Here is a 20449-nt window from a genome sequence, read left to right on the forward strand (position 1 = left end):
AATTATTTTATTCGTAAACCTTAAAATAGTAAGTTTGGGGTCGGTTTGGGGTCGAAACCATTTTTAGTGATCCATACCGTCATTCGGGTCTTGTTTTGGACATTTATACTTAGCTAGCGACTTCTTCCCCCGGATTCTTAATCTGTCTTCGTACCAACACTCAATTGACAACACACTATAAAGAAGTCATCCCCCTTAAGCTTCTACTTTCATCGAAATAACCAAAACTTCCTTATTATGAATATTCTCCCACACAAAGATAAATAATAATTTTGTACTCATTTTCATTACAATATTATCCCGTTTGGAATAATTGAATTTACTATTACTTAAAATATTCAAATGTATTTCATTGTTGTCATAATTCACAAAACTAAAGGTGAATCTGAAATGAAAAGCTTTATATTAATATGCCTCTCCATGCTCCTTTCAGGATGTGTGGAAAAAGAAATCATTGATGAAATTAATTTTGAGGCAGGAGTCGGCTTCGATTTAGCAGAGGATGAAGAAAATACCTATAGAGGAACTGTAGTATTTCAGGAATTCGAGCCTGACAAAAGCGTAATTAATAGGACATTTTCTGCAAATGGATTACTTAGACAAGACATGCGTCTAGATGTTTCCAAGCAGTCATCAGAACCACTTGTCACAGGCGGGCTACAGTTGGCTATATTCGGTCCTGAAATTTCTAAAAAAGGGATATATGACATTGTAGATTCTTTTCATAGAGATGCAAGTATTGGAGCGCGCGTATTTGTTGCTACTGCGGATGGGAAATCAGAAGACTTGTTAAAAGGTGAGTATGGCACGAGAGGGAATGCAACATATATCTATAATCTGATTCAACACAATATTGACCATCGTGATATTCCTTTAACCAATTTGCATATTTTTTCTCGTGACTACTATCAAAAAGGTAAAGACCCATTCCTGCCCCGACTAAAAAAACCGGCAATGATAAAGTAGAAATAGTGGGAATAAGTCTTTTCCAAAACGACAAAGAAGTTAGCACTCTCCCCGCAGAGGAATTGTTCTTTTTTAAATTACTCGTAGATAAATATAGCGAAGGAAACTTTGAGGTTAAGTTAAAAAAAGGAGATATTGCTGCTGTAGAGAGTATAAAATCAAAGAATAAAATCAATATGACTGATGATCTCGCTACCATAACCATCCATCTTAAAGGTATTATTCGTGAGTTTACAGGAGATTTTTTAACCCCACAGATTATTGGAGAGGTTGAAAAGTATCTAGAGAAAGAAATTGAGAAAACCTGCTTAAAATTGTTAAATCAATTTCAACATCTTAGAATAGACCCTGTTGGCTTGGGACACAAGAAAAAAACCAAAATCGGAACTTTGACTTTAAAAAGTGGGAAGACGATTACAAGATGTTAGACTTTGATGTTAAATGTAATGTAGTGATAGAAGAATCAGGCGTTCTTGAATAAGAGAGGACCAAATAAAGATAAACAATATAAATATGCTTTTAATAACTTCTCGTTTTAAAGAAAAACCCTGTTAACAAGCACACAAGTACAATTTGTGTTTTTAATTATTTTTATTCTATAATGATACTTGCAACGAGATAGTTGCTATGACTAGATAGGCCCTTTCCTAGGAGAGGGCTTTTTTTAATCAAAATTTACGAATCTTATCCGAAATAACTATTAGGTGATAATATGTATGGGAGTATAGGGATGAACTTAAGAATGCTTAGAGTGAAGAAGCGACTGACACAACAGGAAGTAGCTAAATCTATTGGGGTTTCTCAAGACACTATCAGCAATTACGAGCGTAACTCCCGTGTTCCTAAGAAGAGGAATTTAGTGAAACTTGCAGAGTTTTATGGGGTTACTGAGGAAGAAATCACTGAAGAAAGTAGTTGAACCTCCTCTCAAGTGCATTGAATTAAAAATTCTGAGTTAATTCCGATATAACTCAGAGGTGATAGATATGGAACCAATAAAAACATTTTACATTTTTAATCGGGTTGTTTTTAGACATGGGGATGGAATCTCAGAGCTTACTTCGGTTACGAAAGAAAGTTGGGTAGACAATATAGTCACTCCTGAGGTTCTTTGCTCCTCGTTAAATGAGACACCTTTTAATAAAGCTTCGAAAGAACTTAAAAGCAGTATTGGTGTAGTTTATAAGGAACATATTACAGAAGAACAAGCCTATGCCCTAGTAGTACGATTCGAAAAAGAGGGGAAATATTCCTACTGAACATCAGACTCTCTCGATTGAGAAGGGCTTTATTTTGCTTTGTCTATTATGTTTAAATTCTGAATAAAAAATAGGTGATAACATGTACGGCAGCATAGGAATCAACTTAAGAATGCTAAGGTTCCAGAAGAACATGACTCAAAATGAAGTAGCTGGAGCTACTGGAATCAATATTAGAAAACTCAGTTATTACGAATGCAACAAAACTAAGCCCTCATTGGAGGACTTAGAAAAGTTAGCAAAATTTTATGGAGTAACTGTTGAGAAAATCAAAGACGTAATATACTAACAAGCCCCTCTCAATTAGAAGGGCTTTTATATTTATACTTCTTTTGCTAATTCACTTCTATTTGGAGCAAGTGGCGGCTGTTCTAACCAATTATTCTTAACCATAAGATCAAACCATTTCTTAGTAACCATAAGGTTTTCAAGAATTGTGGTTTCATAAGTAGTTACAAGGTCTGTTCGCATAGCCGAAGCTAGTCCTGCCCCATGGTAGTTTTGAGAAGCTTGATACAGGAATCCTATGTGATGCAGCATTAGCTTATCGGTAAAAGGAGAATCCGTTGAAGTTGTCACTTCTGTTTCCCAAGATTTCGGAACTGGTAAATTATCTCCTTGCATGATCTTAGAAAATGTTTTTATTTGGGAATCAGCTGTTTTCTCTGAATCGGTTAAAAACTTCCTAACATCTTTCGATTGAGCAACTTGACTGAAAGCCATAGAAAGGGTTTTAGCCATAATGCTTTTTTAAAGATTTAATGAAATGCTAATGATTTCTGTAGAGGCTAATTTTCTGCCCTTTCCGAAATATCCATCAGTAAAATCTTGGCTAGTTACATATTCAGGGTTTTTAGTAGGATAAAACAAAGGATCTCTTTGGAAGTATCCTTTCTCAAGCAATAACTCAATTGTTCGATGATACATTATTTTTGCATCGGTATCACAAGAATCATAAAAGTCCCTTAAGTCTTTTCTAACGGAAACACCTAATGCTGTAGTATGACCTAGCATGCCGTGTAACGTCATGATATGTAAATAATTCAAGCAAAAAATATCCGTGAACAATCTTTCTTTGCCTTTATAGAGGTCAGATTCAGTAAATCCTATCGGAATTGGGAACCCCTCTTTTTCCAAAAAGGATACAATTTGATTCTTTTGTTTTTCAAATGTATTAATAGCATCCTCAAAAATGTTTTTTATTGTTTCATCCTCAATAATAGTGACCATATATCGATTTATCACGTCTACCAATGTGCCATTCACATATTCTCCCCATAGTGTACCTATCTCGGAAGATGTAAGTTTTAATATATTCTCTTCCACAAAGTCACCTCATATATCATATACTTATCGTTTTCATTCTTTTTTTGAGTTTTATAAATGTACTTTACCATCTGCATCGTTTTAAGACCTAAAACTGTAATAATGATGGTATATATTGTTGTTAAAATTATCGCAGAATATCCTAAATATGTAATGTTGCCTGTTGTTTTAGAAAATCTCAAAAGTCTCACTTCCTTTGAATGAACTTGTATAATATTGTTCCCAATCTAAAAGCTTCAATGTATTGTGAATACATTTTGTAAAAATTTTCATTTGATTAAGAGGCCCCTCTCGAGTGAGAAGGGCTTTTAATATTGATTTCCCAAAAGCGAACTATCGTTTCCCCGGTCTTCTCTTTCTATCAAGGTCAAGAACCAGACAATGAATCCAAACCATATAATTGAAGCTACCTCAGCAACACCACTCTCCCCTAATGAGATCAAATACCAAACCAATACGCAGAAAAATGTTGTTACTGCCAGGCATGCAACTGTATACAGAAGATTTAACATCTCCCGTGCCTCCTTTATAAACAACTAATACGCTAAAAATAACACAAAGGGCTCTTGAAATATTAAGATGTTCCAAAGTGGCACATTTTTATATTCCTAAATAAAATAAGCCCTGGACTATTCATCCAAGGCTGATCTTTCCACTTACTTTTAAGATATTTTGCACCAAGTATTCTTGTCTGCAATTCCAACAATAGCTAAACCACAACGGGCATGATATTCCATAACCTCTCTCGATTGAAAAGGGTTTGTTTATTATTTAACACGTATGCGCTGACCAACATAGATAGTATAGTCTGCATCAAGGTTATTCCAATCCCTAATCTGTTGGATATTACTACCGTAAGTTCTACTTAGAGAATATACTGTATCTCCAGAAACAACAGTATGGAAAACTGCTGAGTTCTTCTTAGGAAGATTAAAACTCTTAACAATTCCATTCACATGGCCACGTGCAAGATTCTCAATAAAAGTGCTTGATTTCAGCTTGGCTGCATCATTGGTATTATCAATAAAGCCATTTTCTGTTAACAATGCCGGCATGCTTGTTTCACGAAGCACATAGAAGTTTGCCTGCTTTTTACCACGATCATTAAAATTAACCAGCTTCATAACCTCTGCATGGATGTTATTTTGATAAGTGGTTGTTGGAGCCCCAACTCCTGGATATACATAATCTTCATATCCTGTTCCCCCGCCTGCGTTAATGTGAACTGATAAGAAGAAATCAGCTCCCCATGCATTCGCAGCGTTTGTGCGCTCTGATAAAGATACTGTTTGATCCCCTGTACGGCTCATGCGGATTGAAACATTATCATATTCAAGGGTTAAAATATCTTTTATACGTGTGGCGATTTGTAGTGTTAAATCCTTTTCCTGAAGACCATTTCCTACCGCACCTGGATCTGTGCCGCCGTGACCTGGATCAATAAAAAGTTTTACCATATTTAAATCACCTCTAATAATATTTTTATTCACAAATCGATTAACTGCTTGTACTGCTGTCCTTCCTTTTCACATAGCAATCACTCCTTTCAATGAACAAAAAAGCCACCCCAAAGGGCAGCTTATTTTGGCCATTGATAGCGTTTAGCTTGTTGGCTATCCTCTATTCCCCTTGTTGTAGGATCATTTAAGGCATTCCACACACTCACCATTATTAGCAGCAAAATATACGGATTAGAAAATGCTCCTACTAGCAAATTAAAAACAGAACCCCACGTAGTGAGGTCCTGTGCGGTTAATCCATAATAACCAAGTATAGGTGCAAAAAATGCTAAAAATAGTTGTGCTAGGAATATTGGATTTTTAAAGCGTACTTTCCAATTTATCAATTTATTGCCCCCTCTTAAAACATTATAGATAATAGCGATTGCTCCCCCGATAATACCGGTGCAAGTCGCAGTAATAATGGCTCCTGTAATAGTTCTTTTAATCCAGGTTGTATTTTCGTCAATTTTATTTAGCTTTTCATTTATTGAAAAAATTTGTTGATCCTGTCTAGTTGTAATTTTTTCAAGGTTATTCACTCGATTCTCAATATTTCTAAGATCACCTTTTATTTCTGCAATTTCTTTGTCGTATATATTTTCATTAACCGGCTCCTTCAAGATAACCACCCTCCTTATAAGGATATCTTGTGCTTGTCCAGCTACATGGACTTAAGTGGCTAAAATTTATATTCTTTTCCACATTGAGCACTCTATAAGGTAGTAAATGAAAACCTTCTGCATCAAGTAACGGCAACTATCTCCATTTTGCATTAATAGTTCTTTTACAAAGTAATTTATTTCACTAACCTTTAAACACTGTAAAGATAATTGCAATACCGCCGCCAATTATAGCAGTGAAAACGGACATAATAATGGCATTTGTAATTGTTCTTTTTAGCCATTTAGTATCTTCTTTAATTTCCTTTAGGTCACCTTGGATGTTCTGGATTATTTGGTCTTGTAAGAGTGTTTTATCCTGTAGCCGGCGAATATCACCTTTCATTTCTTCAATGTCTTTATTTACAGATGTCTTCCATAAATCCATTGTTTCCGCCTCATTTGTCACTTACAATACCTCCTTTGAAGGTAATAAAAAAACCCTTAAATCTTAGGTTCTTTTGTACCATTTGCTTCCTTTGATTCAATTAGTTTGTTTTCAAGTTCCTGGACTTTCTGCTGCAATCCTTTATTTTGAGAAACCAAATTATCATGTTGTGCCTTCAAGATAATATTTTCGTATTTTAGTTTTCCAAGTTCACTCTGAAAATAAGAGTCTATAGAAATTGTTTGTTTTTCTTCGCTCATTGAATACCGTTCCTTTCAAGCTTCATTTTTAGTTCTTCAAATTCAGCAAGAGCATTTGATAGTTTTTCGTCCATTTCCTGAACAGCCTTCCATATCATAGAAGACATTTGATATATATCAATACCATCAGGCATTTCTGCCGTGTCCCCTTTAATGACAATGTTTTCAGGCGCTTCATCGGCAATCATCCCCATGAAAATTTTAGAATCATCATAATTAACCATGTTGTAAGTGTATATTGGAGTTGCAAGCACTTTTTCCAACGCCGATTCTTCATAGGGGAGGATATTCCTCTTTAGTCGTCTGTCGGAAGCATTGGATATAATAGCCTGTAAAGTTCCATATGCCCCATCCGAAGAATTTCTTATTTGTATGGTGTCAGAAGAAGAAAGCCATTTTATAATGGCCCTGTTCGCCATTCTTAATCCATCATGCCCACTAAGGCCCATGAACTCAGCTACACCGCCATCAGATGTGTTTATTAAAACCCTTCCGATTGAGTTGGAAATGTTGAGATTGTCATTGTTCAGGCTTCCATATCCAAACCATCCGCTTCTTGCACCACCTGTTTTGAAAAACTCTATATAACAATGGGTAGATCCATAAAGTTGAAGTAAATCTGCATCAGCATCAATCCAAACTTTATCCTTGAAAACGAATTCTCCGCTGTTTATGCTTTTGAATGTGATTCCATCAGGAGTTGAAAGCAAAGTTCTATTGCCGAGATTCCTATCTTTTCTTATATCAAGAAGCAATCCTGTATATTCAGGATCTGTTTCATTCACTTTAGATTTTCCGATTCCCAGCCTGTCTACATGAAGGTACAAAGGCCAACCAGTTGAAGTTCCATCAAGTGAATCTTTAACTCCCACAATATCAGCAGCAATCAAGCCATTATCTATGATCATATCGCCAAATTCATACTTGTATTCATAAGGCAAAAGACTTCCTTTAACACTATAGGTAATGTAATCTTCTCTTAATCTTTCTCTGATGTTTACACCATTTGAATAATCCAGTCTCCCTGATCTAAGAAAAGTAGACCTAACACGAGTGTAATCTCCTGCAGTTTCATATTTATCTTGGCTTATCGAACCGTTAGAAATAATTGTTCTTTCGGTTTGGTTGTCGGGATCATCCACTGTATAATAAATGGCTTGTTCCCCATACATGTATATCCTTCCTCCAAAGAATTCCCCTGCGTTAATGGTAGGTGAATTGATGGAAACGCCCGCTTCAAGTGTTCCTGCAAATTTAACATTTCCGTTTTCATCAACAATGAATTGATCATTGACGTTTAAACCTTCCCAAGCTTTAAGGTTCTTAACTTCAAAATCACCTTGAACGACTAAGTTCCCTCTCAGCCTGATTCTTACGTCTGTATCTCTTACATAAAGTTCCGTTCCTGAAGTCGTTGTATAGAAAGACATTTCAAAATGGCTTGGTTTTTTACCTGAATAAGCACCTTCAGGAACCTTCCTTGAAAACTGTACCCTTGTAGGGGTATTGGCGGGAACAGGCTGAAATGTGTGTATCTGAAATGGATCCGTCCAACTTCCCCCGCCTTCAAAATAAACCGTTATTGTGGCAGTTAATGTTGGCGCTGCCCCTGAAGTGTTTTTCGCATAAAGAAGGAAATCAAAAGCTATTTCATCCCCTTCTTCAGGCGCTGGCCTGTTGTATTTGTCAGCTGTTGTATCTTCCATAAGATATATATAACTTTTATACGGCAGCCATTGATACCAATTTTCACCGTCCCCAATATCAAGGAAACCATGACCCATATATCCATAAAGTAATTCTTCAGCTGTTGAAATGTTGGCCCCAAGCTGTGCCCTAACGTCAATTCTTGCAGCGTTTAAAACCCCTGTGTCGATAACGTCAGCATTAACACTTCCGATCTTGGCCCTGCCTATTGAAGCATCAGCCATTTTCGCCCCGTCAATATTGGCATTTAACGCAATGAGATCATTTGTTATCACTTGGGGAGTTATATCTCCTGCAACAATTCTTGCTGTTGTGGCTGTTTTTTGATCAGAAAACGGCCCGGCAGTTCCCGCCCTGTTCATCCCTCTAACCCTAATGTAATATTGCTGATTTGGCTCACCTTCATAAACAAATACGCTTGTCGTCGCCCTGGCTACTAGATTTGATATGTCAGGTGTAAAGTTAGGAACTGTTGAAACGTAAACTTCATACTCTTTCACATAGCTACTTAAATCTGCATCCCATTCAATAATGACCTTTGAAAAGGCTCCTGAAGCAGTTACATTTGGTTTTTGGGGTGTAATATCAGCAAAATCGGTATCATCAATAGGGCCAATTTCTCCGGGATTATCCCAGACCCCGGTTCTTCCATCAACCTTGCTTTCAATATTTTTCAGCCTTGATGCAAGATCAGTAAACAAGGGAAGGAAATTCCCAAGAATTATTTCTGTGTTTTCAGGATTTACTAAATCCCTTTTGATTTCGATTACTCTGGCTTCAACTCTCAATTCAGGTGTAAATTCTTTATCAATGGCAAAAACAGTATCACCCAAGCGAACTTTTTCATGTGAAAGTCCTGTGATTTGCTCCAAGTCTAAAACATTCATTTCATAAGTGATTCTTGGTGTGTTTGTGCTTTGCAGGGCATTCCATGTTTTGTCCAATAAAGCTTCAGGATCTGTTTCTTCCCCATCCTCAAAGACTCCGAATCTGTGAATTTTCTTTCCTGTGTCTGGATCTATTCGCCCAAATTGTTCAAGGGCCACCGGATCCCCAACCCATTGTTGGCCTAAAGGTTTATCAACAGGATCAAGTCCGGAACCGTTCCAAACAACATCTGCAAAAGTTAAACGCCTTGTATATCCTCCCGTTTCTGTCTGTTCGCCATTCCCACGCCCATATAAGGCCGTTTTCAGGTTAGAAGTATCAACAGTTCTTTTAATGGAAACCAGATCTTTTGTGAATTCAAACCGCTTCCCGGTATCAGCTCCCCGCCTTGCAAGAAGATCCACAAAACGCCCTATAATGGCTGAACCGTCAAAGTTTATGCGTTTCTTTAGTTCCCCGCCCCATGTACTGATGATCTTCTGAATTGAAGAAATGGCAGATTCATAGTAAAAATTTGTTGTTCTTAGGCCGAGATCCGCAACAGTTCCTTTTTTGAACCGGCTTTTTGATAGGGCATCAGTCATAGCGCTGTCTGCTGTTCCGTCAACGGTTCGCAAGTCCTCGATAATATCATCATTCATTTCAAAGAAAGCATGTTCAGCATAAGCTTTTGTGACAATTTCAATTCCGTTGTGTTCTTCTTCGATTTTGTAAATCTGGAATAACTGAAAATCTCCATCTTCGTCTTTGAATGTGACAAGATTGTTTTCTTTCACGTGTGCAGCCGCTTCATGATCTGCGGGAACTGAAAACTCAAAAGTATGATCTTTATTTAATTGCTCTGTGTGAATGGCATCAAAAAAGGGCATTTCTTGCTGTTGTCATTTTGTAACACAGCAAGAAGCCCTTCAGATTGTCCATCCAATATAAAAAGTTTGTTCATTTATAGCCACCTTCTTACATAAACAAGGCTTACTGTACTAACCCCAGCAGGCGTAACAGTTAATGTTGTATCTCCTGGATCCAAAGAGAAAAATCTGAATTAATATCAAGTGCAGTAATTAAGTTTGTTTTGCCGTTATAAGTAATTGTGCCAACTTGACAATCAATCACAACTTCATCGCCAGCCACAAAATTACGCACAATCCGTAGAAATTCATTAGAATTCTTTTCAATCTTTAATTCAGTAGCTGAAGCTGAAAAATCGACAGTGATTATAGGAAATGCTTCTGCCGTTCCTGTATTATTTATTGTTGCAGAATCGTTTGAAATCGTTGCAGAACTTTCTGTTATGGAATAAGCAAATGGATCCGGGCAAAGGAATTCAATTTCTGCCACCCGCTTTGCAAAGATCCCTTCAAAATCTGTATTTTCGATTACAACCGCATAATATTTCTTATCAGTTTCATCATCAAAAATCAGTTCTTGTGGTCCATTTTTGGGATTCAGCCACGAAGCCAAATCCCTTATTTTTGTTCTGAAATTAAAAAGAGAAGCACCGAAAAGGTTAATTTCAACCGTTATTCTCCGCTCCATAAACCGAAAACCAAAGTAATGAACCCCATTTTTTGATGGCGCTTGTGCCGTTCGGCTTTCAATCTCCGGGAGTGTATCACGACCTTGTATATTCGAGATTCTTATCCCTTTTGATGTTGAATGAATCCCATTAAAGGAAAATCCCCAACTCATGGGCTAACACCCCCTACACGTAAAGACCTGCTTTCTAAGCTTGCCAGTTTTTGAGAAATGCACCTTGCATCATTTTCAGTTCGGACATTAGGCATAATTAGCTGAATGGTTTTATTGACCACTCCTGCTGCAGCACTTGAAGCAGTTTGTGCAGAATGAACTTTCTGCTTGGAAATGTCTAACCTGGCATCTTGCAAAGGTTTCCTTGTGCCGATTGCAACAGTTTCCCCTACTTGGGTTGCTGCTTTCATCAGCTGTTTGGCCCTTGCTAAAAGCCCATCCTCTAAACCTTCCGTAAAGAATGAACCTAATTCAATAGCTACCCTTGAAGGGCTATGAATATCTAGAGCACTCTGGATCTTGTTTGCTATGCTTTTCGCAATGCTTCTGGCTGTGTCCATCAGGCTTCCAAACATGCCCCACAATCCACGAATAAGACCGCTTATGATGTTTCGCCCTATCCATTCAAGATCAACACCTTCTAGCCAATCTTGGGCCTGATTCCATATGTCCATGATCTTCTGTTTGACTTCATAAAGCTTTTCTTGAACCCCTTGCCTTAAAGCAACAAATTTTTCAATAGCAGTTCTGCGTATGGCTTCAGCTGTGTTTTGGACAATTCCCTTTGCTTCATTCCAAGTATTTTGTATTTTGGTTTCTATGGAATTGTATATTTCATTTGTTTTGTCCTTTAACGCTTGCCATTTTCCAGAAACATAGCTCCTTATATTCTCAGCTACATTATTTGCAGTGTTTTTCATGGCCAGCCAAGTATTGGAGAAAAATGTTTTTATTCCTTTCCACGTATTTTCTGTTACTGTTTTAACAGCTTTCCAAGTTTTATCTATGAAATCAGATATGAACTTTAGGGATTGCTCAAATAAAATCTTGGTTAAACTCCACATGTTAGAAAGGAAGTTTTTTACCTGTCCCCATTTTTCAGTTGTCCATTTGCTTATAGAATCCCAATTTTCATAGATTAAGAGTGCTAAAGCTACAACGATTCCCGAAATAATACCAACCGGGCCTGTGAGTGCAAGCATTGCTGTTCTGATTAACGGGAATATCGCCTTTACTTTAGATAACCATTGCCAGGCTGTTGTTAGTGGACCAATCATTGCCCCTAATACGGTTAAAAACGGGCCTATTGCAGCTGCTATTAGTCCGATTCCAACAGTTATTGCCTGCATAACTGGATCCATTTTTGCAAAGGCATCAGAAACAAATTGGATTGCTTGGGAGACATACGGGAGAACTGCCATGGCAAAGTCTAAAAGAACTTTCCCTAAAGGCTCCAGGGCAATCAAAGCTTCCCTTGTGAATTGCTTCCACTTGGTCCCAAAGGATTCTTCAGTTACCCGGTTCATTTCATCCATGGAACCTTTGACTCCTTTGACCCCTCCATCAATATTTCCAAGGGCATACATGGCATCAGCTTCAAGATCTTCCCACTTAGTCCCGTATAGACCAACACCAATTTCATTGGCTTTAACCTGATCATCCATTCCTTTTAATTCCGCTATGACTGCATTGTGAACGTCTTTAACCGTACCCTTACCGGCTAAGAAATCCTTCCATACCTTCTGGGTACTTTTAGACATTTGGCCCATAGCATCAGAAGTTGATTTGGATCCGTCTTTAATTTTGATTTGAAATTCCTTCATTGCATCATTGATGTAATCGAGGTTATACACTCCAGCTTTACTGCCTTGTTCTAACAGCTGAAAGTATTCAGAAGCAGAAAAGCCCATTTCAGCAAACAAAGGCGCATATTCGCTGAGATTATCGAACATTTCATTAGAGAAGTTCAGTCCGTTCTGCGCCCCATGTGCCATGAGATCAAATGCCTCTTCTGCAGAAATTCCAAACCCTTTTATAAGGTTTCCTCCAGCCCTTGTAACCTCATTTACATCTGCATCAAAGGTTTGGGCCAAGTTCATGGCTGATTTTGTTACGGTTTCAAGTTCTTCTTGATCCAATCCCTTGATATTTTGCCGGGTTTGAATCAAGGCGTTTGAAACATCTTCAAGGCTTTCACCGAATCCCGCTGTATAAATGTTTTTGGCTGTTTTGGTTAGTCTTTCAGCCTCTCCTTTGGTAAGTCCCAAACTATTTCTTATTTTCGCTTGTGCATCACTAACGGAAGTTGCAGCAGCAATCCCAGCAGCTCCCATTGCAGTAAGAGGAACCGTTACGGCCTTGGACATGGTTTCCCCAATGGATCCCATTCTGTCAGCTACATCTTGTACCCGGTTTTCAATCTGCTGAAGCCCTGACTCCACGTTATTTGTGTTTATTTCTGTATTGATGACAATGCGCCCATCACTCGAAGCCATGTTTTCACCTACCCTTTTTGTAGGATTTCTTTAACGCGTTACCTATCGCTGTTAAAGTTGCATCAGCTTCTTCAAGGGAAGGCCATTCATTTTTGAGCCTATAAATCCGCTTCAATTCAATAATCCTGTTCCGTTCTTGCTGGTTGTATTTAGTAGGTGCAGGGATTTTCTGCGCTCTAATTGCCACAACCTCTTTAAATTTCGTATTATCAGATAAGCTATCTAATAATGCCAAAAACTTCTGCCAATGCAGTTTGCCTTGCATTTCAAAAAGGTCAATCTTGTAATCTTGGAGGAACGAAGCATAAATAAAGGCAGCATCTTGTTCAAAATCAAAATAGCTTTTTCCACCGTTTTCAGGTTTCTTAGGAAATAGGATTTCGTCAAAAGAAAGCCTATCAATTGGCTTATCTCGAAAATAGAGAGTTCCAATTCATAGGCATTTTTCACAAGCATTTCAAATAGAATATCAAGCTTTTCTATTTCATCAAACGTTTCATCAGATAGGAGTTCAGAAACCCGTAGAACATTATCAAAGGCAAGATTTAGCTTAATTATTTGGCCTTGAAATTCTGTTTCATCTATAAATCTTTCCGTAAGTTTCATAAGCTTTATTTCCCTGTGTAATAGGCTTTTTCTCTCTTTTAAAGGCCTGCATTCTCTTTCCGACTACTTCCATCAGCTGCATGATAATATCAGCCATAACAAGCAATGAATTCCCAGTATCTTTATAGACCTTTTCAAAGGATCCTTCACCCAAAAGAAGTTCCACAACGCTAAACATAATTTCGTAATTCTCTTTTTCCGCTGACTTTTGTTCTTTATCCGTCATTTTGGAATAATCCCTTTCGCTCATTTTCACGGATTCTTTACGGAACTTTCTAAAGACCTTGTCATATTCCCTCAATTTCGCATCATTGAGATACATTCTATAAATCTTGTCTGCAATCTTAACTTCTTCATAAGTTTTTTGAACATCAATTTTGATTGCCATTGTTTTGCTCCCCTTTGTCAGGTAGGTTTGATTAATTAAGCACCTGTTGTTGGTGGCGTGTAAGTTGGTTTTCCATTGAAATGCACCTCAAAGCTGAATGTACTTTTTTCATTAGCAGCTCCTGAACCTGCAACTATATTTGCAATAGTTGCCCAACCTTCAAATGATCCCCCGTCAGGTTCAGTCCAACGGAAATTAGTTTTTCGTGCTTCCCCATTTCAATTTGAAGGCCAGCAATAAAATCTTGAGCAGCATCACCATATTTTCTGTGGCCCTCAAAGGCAATTACTAATTGTGCACTTGTTACATCAGAAGAACCGAACCCATCACCATCAAAATAAGGAGTTTGATCAATTTCCTCATTCCATTGTGGATCGAATGTGTTGATACCAGCTGCAACCCGCTCATAAGTTGAAGCAGTTGCGCTTATATCCTGTGCTGTATCAATTTCAAATTTGTGTGCTGAATTGAGTTCAAAACCCGCCATTCATAATCCCCCTAATTTTTAGTTATAGTGGCATTAAATAATGCTGAATAGATATAACTGCCCCGGCTGTCTTTCTCAACCAAAATAGGCATTGTATAAATCTCTGACTTAATAAATTGATAGGATCCTTCAGCAGAAGTAACCGCATTCGGTCCCAATTCATCAAGGTAAATGGTTAATTGATTCATAGTATCGATGGCTTGGCCTTGATTTTGATGTTTAACAAGGATTTGAAAGGCTATGATCCAATCCCTTGAATCGTCCAAATATCGCTCCAAAGGTGCAGCTGGCGTTCTTCTGATTGTGATAGCATTTAAATCCTCTGGCAGAACATCAACTGACAGAGAGTCAAATAAAGAAAAGTTTTCTTCCAAGTGATTTGCCATGTCATCAATAAAATCTGAAGGCATTGGGAAAAATCATCCCTTTCTTACAAGTGCCGATTAATGGCCTGTTGTGTCATGCGCACCCAATCACTAAGGAACCTGGCTTTTGCAGCTTCAAACCATAGCCCTTGTGCATTTGGGTTTGCATCTTTGGAGAAGTTATATTGCGGGTTGTAATAAAGCTTTCTGGCATATGGTTGATCCCAAATAATCTTTCCATTTCCGATTTGTGAAGCCCGAATCCCTGAACGTTCAAGTTCCCCGGTATCTTTGGGAATGAAATAGTTTGAACCCTTCAAAACTTCCTGATCCAGCTGTGTCTGTCCAGCATCTACCGCTTCTTCAACCCGTTGTTGGATATTCCCCAATTCCAAATTCACGCTGAAACTGATCATATTAACTCCACCTCATAATGATGAAGGGTGTCGGTATACAGAGGATTAACCCGCTGAACTTGCATCGGTACGCCCTGGAATGTCACCTTTGATTTTTCCTTGAATTCAAATATGCCAGAGGAACTTGAATTATTTTGGTCAAAGAATAATAGGGCTTTTACACTTTTGCTTTCTGTATCTCCTGCCCGGCTAAAGCTTTTTCAAAGTTGATCCTGATGTTTTTTAGGGTGACGGCAGGCAAATAAGTTTCACCATACCGCCCATTCTCTTCAAACTGTTCATAAGTAGCTTCATGGATTAATAGATTCCGGGGAATCGGCCTTATTCTTAGCATCTAACCTCAACTCCCATGTACAGCAATCCCGTTGGCCTTAAAAAACTGCGGGCCATTTCAGAAACTACTTTCACACCGGATCCTTTGGTATAACTAAAGCCCCCTACACTAACTGAAGAAGGGGAACCGCCATGAACTGACAATTCCCCACCTTCTGAATACATAAATTCAATTTGGGCTGCAACCGCCTTTTTAACATTGTTTCTAATTAGTTCTGGCTTATGTGAAAGGTCTACTCTGACTAACCGATAATTTGTTATCATATCAACGACATCTGAAGCCCTTTCTTCAAGCATTGTGAAGGTTTCAGCATCCATGGGAGTACCTTTGTACACATCATTATAAAAAGCCTGATCAATATAAGGCATGACTACTCATCCTTCTTACCTTCAGGCTTTTTAGCTTGACCTTGGTTCTTCTTTTTAGGCTCTTTAGATTCCTCAACTGTATAACCTTTATTCTTAAACCACTCGACCAACCATTTATTATCGGTTTCAGCCTCTCCATTAACAAATTGAAGGGATGCGCTATTCCCATTGTAATTAGGGTTAGGGCTTTTAATTTTAACCATATAAAAAGCTCCCTTCTTTATTGAACTTTAATATTTCGGAGAACACCGGCTTTTCGGGTAGCTTTAAGGGCTACAGCAGCCACCATTTCAACCTCGCCTGTCTTAACCGCTCCTGGAGAGTTGAAATCAGGCAAGAAAGTACGAATTACTTTATTACCGGTAGGTGATACACCATGAAATCCATCCATTCCAAGGGAAACAGCATAAAGATCTGTTAATCCTGTTTGCTCGGTACCAACCGTACGATTAATGATTGGAACAACTGGAATTGTTGAAGTACCGTCATAGAAATACTCAAGATCAACCAGTGGGATTCCATCATACCCTGTTACTGTGCGTCCAAAGCCATCCTCAGATTTTGTAGCATAACCAGCCCGGCGGGCAACCGATTTGATTTTGGTGATTAATTTACTGTTCCCCATCAGCATCGTTGGCCGGCCATCTAGTTCCGCTAAGAAATTATCGATTTCATCCAACAAAGCAAACTTCTTACTTTCTAATCCTGCTTCATCTGAGATATCAATTACAGAATCAGTGTTTAATTCTGTATTAGAACCAGTAAGCGCCTTGTCTAACCCATCAAACGCTTTGGAATCGACAGCTGAATCTCCATTAATTACAGTGTAATGAAACAGATTGGCAGCACCTTTAATCTTTTGCTGCATTTGAAAATTCATTTCGTTGATTTGACCACTAGTATCTTGAATTACACGGTCAATTTTAAACGCTCCACCAAATATTTTAAGATTCACATATTGGTTTTCGCGGTCTGCTTCATTTGCTGTGTATTCGCTATTAATTTCACGGAAACCAGCAGTTGAAGGAGTTTTTAAACGGGTGTAACCGTATGTTAAAGTTGATCCACCTGTACCAGGTGAAACAGCATTATCGAATGTTAGCTGATCTAATAGGAAGGAAGCACGACGAAATTCATCGATAACCTGCTGGTCAATATGGTCTGCCATTCCAACCTTTGCTTGCTCTAAAGTAATTGGCATGAGCAATCATCTCCTAATCTTAATTATTGGTTGTTGAAAACCTTTGATTTAGTGCATCTAAAAGAGTGCTAGGCTCACCACCTGAAGTGGTTTGGTGTTGTCCTTGAGAGAATGTTGGCTTACTTACCTGCTGCTCTGTTTCAAATAAATAAGCATCGCTTTTCTGCAATGCTTTCAACTGATCTTCCAAGCCAAGGAGCTTATCTCCATCAAGCTTGATAGAATCCTTATTTAAAAGAGCTTCAACTGCTTTAGGGTTCTTGGCCTTTGCACCCGTTAATGCCGTTTTAAGGGCAAAATTAAAAGCCTGATCTTGGATCTTGGCTTCATAGTCTTGAACAGTCTTTTTATTTAAGTCGGTAAGTTCTTGAATCTTGGCTGTTAATTCCTCATTGCCTGTAGCTTTGGCTTTAAGATCTTCAAGCTGAGAGTCGCGATCTTTTAGCTGTTTTTTAAGATCCTTTGCGTTATCAAGGGCATCATCAAACTTGCTTTTCGGGATCCAATTTCCATCAGAAACAATCGCAATCTTATTATCTCCCACTTTTTCCATGACTTGCTTATAAAGTTCTTCACCAAGTAATTCTTTTAAATCCATCTATATTAATCTCCTTTTTAATGTTTTTTAACGTGTCACACCTCACGCAAAAGGTTCCGTTTCTTTATGGCGTCTAACCTTTAAAAAGACGCACTACTATTAATAAGCCTTTTCTCGCTCATACCGCCTTGTTCGGCCAGTATCGTCAATAAAATCTCTCATGTTAGCTTGTCGCTGCCGTACTTTCTTTTAGCAGCATCAATGGCTTCAGATTCACCCAGGGCTTCAGCAACGGCTAATTGTCTTTTAGCTTTCCTGATTTCCCTTTCTAAGTGCCTCTGTTTCTGGCTTTCCTCGTAGGCCTTCCTGTTTTCTGCAGCTGGGTAAGGCCTATAGACACGCTTTGAAAAACCTTCAATAAAGGGATAAAAAACATGCTGGCAATTAATCCCCCTAAGTCCATCGGGTTCGCCATAGCTAGTAGATGAAAGAGGAGGGTATTTATTACTGCTCCCTGATCTTGAAAAGATTTTCCCCTGGTACTTTGCACATTTTGGCCTTGCTCCTATATGGGAACTGACTTCAACCAAATCTGCGCCGTATTCTTCCATTCGAGCAAATTGCATTTCATTGGCAACACTGTTTGACATTGACCTTGTAACCATAGATACATAGGCTTCCGTTGACATTTTGGCCCCATCTTTTCGAATAAGAGCAGGAACTCCGTGTTCTGCCCATCTTGCAGCTGTCTCTGCCAGCGCTTGTCTTGGTGTTTTTGTGCCGGCCAAGACCTTTCCTGTTGTTTCATTCAAGATATTTAAATATATTTGCTGAGACTGATTTAACATAGTTGTATTGATCAGGTTGAAAGATTCCCTTGCTTGCCTTTGAAAAGACACTAATACCGCTTCAAGAACAGGGCTTTCTTTAGGTAAAGGAGGTTGCAGCAAGATTCCTTGAGCAACAGCTTCTATCAGTTCCATTTCTGAATCAGTGACAGCCTCATATCCAGCTTCCTCAAGCATAGCTGTTACAGTTTCTACCGAAAGTTCCGCGTATTTTGCTATGGTTATAATATTTTGCTGTGTTAATTTTCCTAATTGTCCAAGCTTCTCGGTTTGCCACCTTTCTACATCTTCTTCCAGCAGGCTTTTTCCTTGTTTCAGGATCTTGGCTATGTTTAAAAGGATTTCTTCCTCAATAGATAGAAAGACTTCGATAACAGGCATTGTTAATTGCTGCTGCCTTAGTGGTTCCATTAGGTCCCACCCTGGTCTTGTCTATCTTTGTTAAGACCAAAGAAATCAATTGCTTCAGCCGTTGCTGTTTCATTTTCTTCTGCAATTTCCTTCAGTAATTGCTCAGCTTCTTCTTCTGAAAAACCATGGATCTTCATAATCGCCTTTTTCTTAGAAGTCAGTTGATTGGTAACCAGCTGAACCTGCTTTGCAATCTCTGCGTTTTGGTCTTCTGCTATAGAATCATCAAAAGCAACTGTGACTTCATATTCTCCTTCTGGCCGAGAAAATAACTGATATAGCTCAGCGACCTGAATGATACATTCGACTAGTTCCTGAATGCCTGCTTCAATGAGGTTTTCATGACTTTGCTTCGTACGGAAAGTCTTAGAGTTTTCCGAAACAACCTCTGTTGCTGTCTTAACTCCCTGGCCATCAAAAGTGAATGCACCTGAAGAGAAGCCTATTTGCATTGCCAAGACATTGAGCAAGGAATTGATAGCTGAAATATGTTCCTCTACTCGAAGTGTTGCTGAAATGTCTGCTATTTTATTGGCATCCATATCGCCAAGAGCCATTGCCTGGTAAACTTCATCTTCGGCATCAAAATAACGGTGCATCTGACCAGTTAGTGGGTCAATAACGGTTTGAATAGCTGTATCCGGTACTAAGATCCTCTTTTTCCCAAGCTTGAATTCCCGTTGATAGGAGTCAAAAGCGATATCCAAGGAGTGCAGCGTATCAAGTGCATTAGCGAAAATCGAAATACCTAATGGACTTGTAGTATCCAAGTTATTGGCTATGTTTGGCTTAAAGTAGACAAAACCCGGTCGCTTGTAATTGGATATCCTAATCTCCTCTTCAAGATTCGGGAAAAATTGCTTCAGTGGAACCTTAACCCCTAATTCCTCACCTGGATTATTTTCATAGACTTCATTCCGGATTAGATAGGTCTCCCCATCCCACAGGTGCCATTCCAGGTGAGTGTATTTCTTTCCTTTCTTAGAGAATTCATTTATGAAAACAGCCTCTCGAATGGTGTTATGGTCCCAGCTAATCGGGATAAAACAATCAGCTGTTACATAGGAGAGCTTTAATTTTCCATCCTCTACATAAGGCTTGATCACCATGCCACCCATAGCAAACTGGTATTCTAAGTAATCCTGAAATTTCTTAACGAAATTATTATTCTTAAAGACATCATGAATGTTCTCAGACAAAGTCTTGTCTGAAATATTTATCTCGCAGCGCTCATTAAAGATTAATGTGGCTAGCTCCTGTGAAACCACCTTTGGCATGTTCAAGGAAGCCATACGGCGTTTTTTCTGCCCAGAAATCGTTGTATATTTGATATCATGCCATTCGCTAAAATACCCTTTATAGAGAGCTTTCCAATTCCCAATATCTTTGTAGAAATCCTCATTAATCTGGATATCCTTGTGATCAGCCAGCTTCTGAATACCTTTAATTAATCCCATTCTGTACATCACCTGCCTTATGCGGGCCAGCATGTTTTTAAACATCGGTT

At 38.5% G+C, this 20449-nt stretch carries 24 protein-coding genes and 4 pseudogenes; 5 read left to right on the top strand and 23 right to left on the bottom strand.

Annotated features, from left to right (window positions below; genetic code table 11):
* Positions 1 to 390 precede the first annotated feature (390 nt).
* The 5 genes from M5V91_RS11250 to M5V91_RS11270 all read left to right on the top strand — a co-directional run bounded on the left by M5V91_RS11250 (position 391) and on the right by M5V91_RS11270 (position 2514).
* Positions 391 to 966, top strand: coding sequence for a Ger(x)C family spore germination protein (locus M5V91_RS11250; protein WP_284522131.1), 576 nt, complete (start codon positions 391 to 393; stop codon positions 964 to 966).
* A gap of 5 nt (positions 967 to 971) precedes the next feature.
* A complete protein-coding gene (locus M5V91_RS11255; protein WP_284522132.1) occupies positions 972 to 1394 on the top strand; it encodes a Ger(x)C family spore germination C-terminal domain-containing protein in 423 nt (140 codons plus the stop codon).
* Between the two features lie 302 nt (positions 1395 to 1696).
* The gene (locus M5V91_RS11260) at positions 1697 to 1885 is read left to right on the top strand and encodes a helix-turn-helix domain-containing protein (RefSeq protein WP_284522133.1); all 189 of its coding nucleotides are present in this window, start codon (positions 1697 to 1699) and stop codon (positions 1883 to 1885) included.
* 67 nt (positions 1886 to 1952) lie between these two features.
* Positions 1953 to 2225: a hypothetical protein gene (locus tag M5V91_RS11265; RefSeq protein WP_284522134.1), complete on the top strand. Its 273-nt coding sequence runs from the start codon at positions 1953 to 1955 to the stop codon at positions 2223 to 2225.
* 82 nt (positions 2226 to 2307) lie between these two features.
* Positions 2308 to 2514, top strand: a complete 207-nt coding sequence (locus M5V91_RS11270; protein WP_284522135.1) for a helix-turn-helix domain-containing protein — start codon at positions 2308 to 2310, stop codon at positions 2512 to 2514.
* Between the two features lie 32 nt (positions 2515 to 2546).
* On the opposite strand, the pseudogene M5V91_RS11275 reads toward M5V91_RS11270, so the two are convergent.
* From M5V91_RS11275 to M5V91_RS11390, 23 genes and pseudogenes are all read right to left on the bottom strand, one after another.
* A pseudogene (locus M5V91_RS11275) lies at positions 2547 to 3551 on the bottom strand (DUF3231 family protein).
* A gap of 308 nt (positions 3552 to 3859) precedes the next feature.
* Positions 3860 to 4063, bottom strand: a complete 204-nt coding sequence (locus M5V91_RS11280) for a hypothetical protein (RefSeq protein ID WP_284522136.1) — start codon at positions 4061 to 4063, stop codon at positions 3860 to 3862.
* 255 nt (positions 4064 to 4318) lie between these two features.
* Positions 4319 to 5008 (bottom strand): N-acetylmuramoyl-L-alanine amidase, encoded by a 690-nt coding sequence (locus M5V91_RS11285; protein WP_284522272.1) that lies wholly within the window; start codon positions 5006 to 5008, stop codon positions 4319 to 4321.
* Positions 5009 to 5130: 122 nt separating this feature from the next.
* Positions 5131 to 5397, bottom strand: coding sequence for a phage holin (locus tag M5V91_RS11290; protein ID WP_076256814.1), 267 nt, complete (start codon positions 5395 to 5397; stop codon positions 5131 to 5133).
* 12 nt (positions 5398 to 5409) lie between these two features.
* Positions 5410 to 5673 (bottom strand): annotated as a pseudogene (locus M5V91_RS11295) (hemolysin XhlA family protein); the annotation flags it as partial.
* A 184-nt stretch (positions 5674 to 5857) separates the two neighbouring features.
* A complete protein-coding gene (locus M5V91_RS11300) occupies positions 5858 to 6121 on the bottom strand; it encodes a hemolysin XhlA family protein (protein ID WP_284522137.1) in 264 nt (87 codons plus the stop codon).
* Between the two features lie 35 nt (positions 6122 to 6156).
* A complete protein-coding gene (locus M5V91_RS11305; protein ID WP_076256810.1) occupies positions 6157 to 6360 on the bottom strand; it encodes a hypothetical protein in 204 nt (67 codons plus the stop codon).
* Positions 6357 to 9824, bottom strand: coding sequence for a phage tail spike protein (locus tag M5V91_RS11310; protein WP_284522138.1), 3468 nt, complete (start codon positions 9822 to 9824; stop codon positions 6357 to 6359). Before M5V91_RS11310 ends, M5V91_RS11305 begins: the two co-directional genes overlap by 4 nt.
* 133 nt (positions 9825 to 9957) lie before the next feature.
* Entirely contained in the window at positions 9958 to 10644 is a 687-nt protein-coding gene (locus tag M5V91_RS11315) for a distal tail protein Dit (protein WP_284522139.1), read from the bottom strand.
* Positions 10641 to 12980 (bottom strand): phage tail tape measure protein, encoded by a 2340-nt coding sequence (locus M5V91_RS11320; protein ID WP_284522140.1) that lies wholly within the window; start codon positions 12978 to 12980, stop codon positions 10641 to 10643. The genes M5V91_RS11315 and M5V91_RS11320 overlap by 4 nt, the downstream gene beginning before the upstream one ends.
* Positions 12981 to 12984: 4 nt before the next feature.
* On the bottom strand, positions 12985 to 13290 hold the full coding sequence (locus M5V91_RS11325) for a Gp15 family bacteriophage protein (RefSeq protein WP_284522273.1): 306 nt from the start codon (positions 13288 to 13290) through the stop codon (positions 12985 to 12987).
* The gene (locus M5V91_RS11330) at positions 13203 to 13586 is read right to left on the bottom strand and encodes a Gp15 family bacteriophage protein (protein ID WP_284522141.1); all 384 of its coding nucleotides are present in this window, start codon (positions 13584 to 13586) and stop codon (positions 13203 to 13205) included. Before M5V91_RS11330 ends, M5V91_RS11325 begins: the two co-directional genes overlap by 88 nt.
* Positions 13558 to 13974, bottom strand: coding sequence for a hypothetical protein (locus tag M5V91_RS11335; protein WP_284522142.1), 417 nt, complete (start codon positions 13972 to 13974; stop codon positions 13558 to 13560). The genes M5V91_RS11330 and M5V91_RS11335 overlap by 29 nt, the downstream gene beginning before the upstream one ends.
* Positions 13975 to 14009: 35 nt before the next feature.
* Positions 14010 to 14461, bottom strand: a pseudogene (locus M5V91_RS11340) (phage tail tube protein).
* Between the two features lie 11 nt (positions 14462 to 14472).
* Entirely contained in the window at positions 14473 to 14871 is a 399-nt protein-coding gene (locus M5V91_RS11345) for a phage tail terminator protein (RefSeq protein ID WP_076256797.1), read from the bottom strand.
* Between the two features lie 20 nt (positions 14872 to 14891).
* Entirely contained in the window at positions 14892 to 15242 is a 351-nt protein-coding gene (locus M5V91_RS11350; protein ID WP_076256796.1) for a minor capsid protein, read from the bottom strand.
* A pseudogene (locus tag M5V91_RS31110) lies at positions 15239 to 15576 on the bottom strand (putative minor capsid protein). The gene M5V91_RS11350 and the pseudogene M5V91_RS31110 overlap by 4 nt, the downstream one beginning before the upstream one ends.
* Complete coding sequence (locus tag M5V91_RS11365) at positions 15570 to 15944, bottom strand: head-tail connector protein (RefSeq protein ID WP_284522145.1); 375 nt, start codon at positions 15942 to 15944, stop codon at positions 15570 to 15572. The pseudogene M5V91_RS31110 and the gene M5V91_RS11365 overlap by 7 nt, the downstream one beginning before the upstream one ends.
* Positions 15945 to 15946: 2 nt before the next feature.
* Positions 15947 to 16147: a hypothetical protein gene (locus tag M5V91_RS11370; RefSeq protein ID WP_076256791.1), complete on the bottom strand. Its 201-nt coding sequence runs from the start codon at positions 16145 to 16147 to the stop codon at positions 15947 to 15949.
* Positions 16148 to 16164: 17 nt separating this feature from the next.
* Positions 16165 to 17145 carry a major capsid protein gene (locus M5V91_RS11375; protein ID WP_076256789.1) on the bottom strand — a complete coding sequence of 327 codons (981 nt, stop codon included), beginning with the start codon at positions 17143 to 17145 and terminating at the stop codon, positions 16165 to 16167.
* Positions 17146 to 17164: 19 nt separating this feature from the next.
* A complete protein-coding gene (locus M5V91_RS11380; RefSeq protein ID WP_076256788.1) occupies positions 17165 to 17743 on the bottom strand; it encodes a phage scaffolding protein in 579 nt (192 codons plus the stop codon).
* A 158-nt stretch (positions 17744 to 17901) separates the two neighbouring features.
* Positions 17902 to 18942 (bottom strand): phage minor capsid protein, encoded by a 1041-nt coding sequence (locus tag M5V91_RS11385; protein ID WP_369425960.1) that lies wholly within the window; start codon positions 18940 to 18942, stop codon positions 17902 to 17904.
* Positions 18942 to 20444 (bottom strand): phage portal protein, encoded by a 1503-nt coding sequence (locus tag M5V91_RS11390; protein ID WP_076256784.1) that lies wholly within the window; start codon positions 20442 to 20444, stop codon positions 18942 to 18944. The genes M5V91_RS11385 and M5V91_RS11390 overlap by 1 nt, the downstream gene beginning before the upstream one ends.
* Positions 20445 to 20449 lie beyond the last annotated feature (5 nt).

It is taken from the genome of Cytobacillus pseudoceanisediminis (assembly GCF_023516215.1).
Taxonomy (GTDB): Bacteria; Bacillota; Bacilli; order Bacillales; family Cytobacillaceae; genus Cytobacillus; species Cytobacillus pseudoceanisediminis.

Bases quoted from the DNA above. Each gene is read 5' to 3' on its own strand.
- M5V91_RS11250 (WP_284522131.1), top strand. From the start codon at position 391: ATGAAAAGCTTTATATTAATATGCCTCTCCATGCTCCTTTCAGGATGT.
- M5V91_RS11260 (WP_284522133.1), top strand. From the start codon at position 1,697: ATGAACTTAAGAATGCTTAGAGTGAAGAAGCGACTGACACAACAGGAA.
- M5V91_RS11265 (WP_284522134.1), top strand. From the start codon at position 1,953: ATGGAACCAATAAAAACATTTTACATTTTTAATCGGGTTGTTTTTAGA.
- M5V91_RS11270 (WP_284522135.1), top strand. From the start codon at position 2,308: ATGTACGGCAGCATAGGAATCAACTTAAGAATGCTAAGGTTCCAGAAG.
- M5V91_RS11280 (WP_284522136.1), bottom strand. From the start codon at position 4,063: ATGTTAAATCTTCTGTATACAGTTGCATGCCTGGCAGTAACAACATTT.
- M5V91_RS11285 (WP_284522272.1), bottom strand. From the start codon at position 5,008: ATGGTAAAACTTTTTATTGATCCAGGTCACGGCGGCACAGATCCAGGT.
- M5V91_RS11305 (WP_076256810.1), bottom strand. From the start codon at position 6,360: ATGAGCGAAGAAAAACAAACAATTTCTATAGACTCTTATTTTCAGAGT.
- M5V91_RS11310 (WP_284522138.1), bottom strand. From the start codon at position 9,824: ATGCCCTTTTTTGATGCCATTCACACAGAGCAATTAAATAAAGATCAT.
- M5V91_RS11315 (WP_284522139.1), bottom strand. From the start codon at position 10,644: ATGAGTTGGGGATTTTCCTTTAATGGGATTCATTCAACATCAAAAGGG.
- M5V91_RS11320 (WP_284522140.1), bottom strand. From the start codon at position 12,980: ATGGCTTCGAGTGATGGGCGCATTGTCATCAATACAGAAATAAACACA.
- M5V91_RS11330 (WP_284522141.1), bottom strand. From the start codon at position 13,586: ATGAAACTTACGGAAAGATTTATAGATGAAACAGAATTTCAAGGCCAA.
- M5V91_RS11335 (WP_284522142.1), bottom strand. From the start codon at position 13,974: ATGGCAATCAAAATTGATGTTCAAAAAACTTATGAAGAAGTTAAGATT.
- M5V91_RS11345 (WP_076256797.1), bottom strand. From the start codon at position 14,871: ATGCCTTCAGATTTTATTGATGACATGGCAAATCACTTGGAAGAAAAC.
- M5V91_RS11350 (WP_076256796.1), bottom strand. From the start codon at position 15,242: ATGATCAGTTTCAGCGTGAATTTGGAATTGGGGAATATCCAACAACGG.
- M5V91_RS11365 (WP_284522145.1), bottom strand. From the start codon at position 15,944: ATGCCTTATATTGATCAGGCTTTTTATAATGATGTGTACAAAGGTACT.
- M5V91_RS11370 (WP_076256791.1), bottom strand. From the start codon at position 16,147: ATGGTTAAAATTAAAAGCCCTAACCCTAATTACAATGGGAATAGCGCA.
- M5V91_RS11375 (WP_076256789.1), bottom strand. From the start codon at position 17,145: ATGCCAATTACTTTAGAGCAAGCAAAGGTTGGAATGGCAGACCATATT.
- M5V91_RS11380 (WP_076256788.1), bottom strand. From the start codon at position 17,743: ATGGATTTAAAAGAATTACTTGGTGAAGAACTTTATAAGCAAGTCATG.
- M5V91_RS11385 (WP_369425960.1), bottom strand. From the start codon at position 18,942: ATGGAACCACTAAGGCAGCAGCAATTAACAATGCCTGTTATCGAAGTC.
- M5V91_RS11390 (WP_076256784.1), bottom strand. From the start codon at position 20,444: ATGTTTAAAAACATGCTGGCCCGCATAAGGCAGGTGATGTACAGAATG.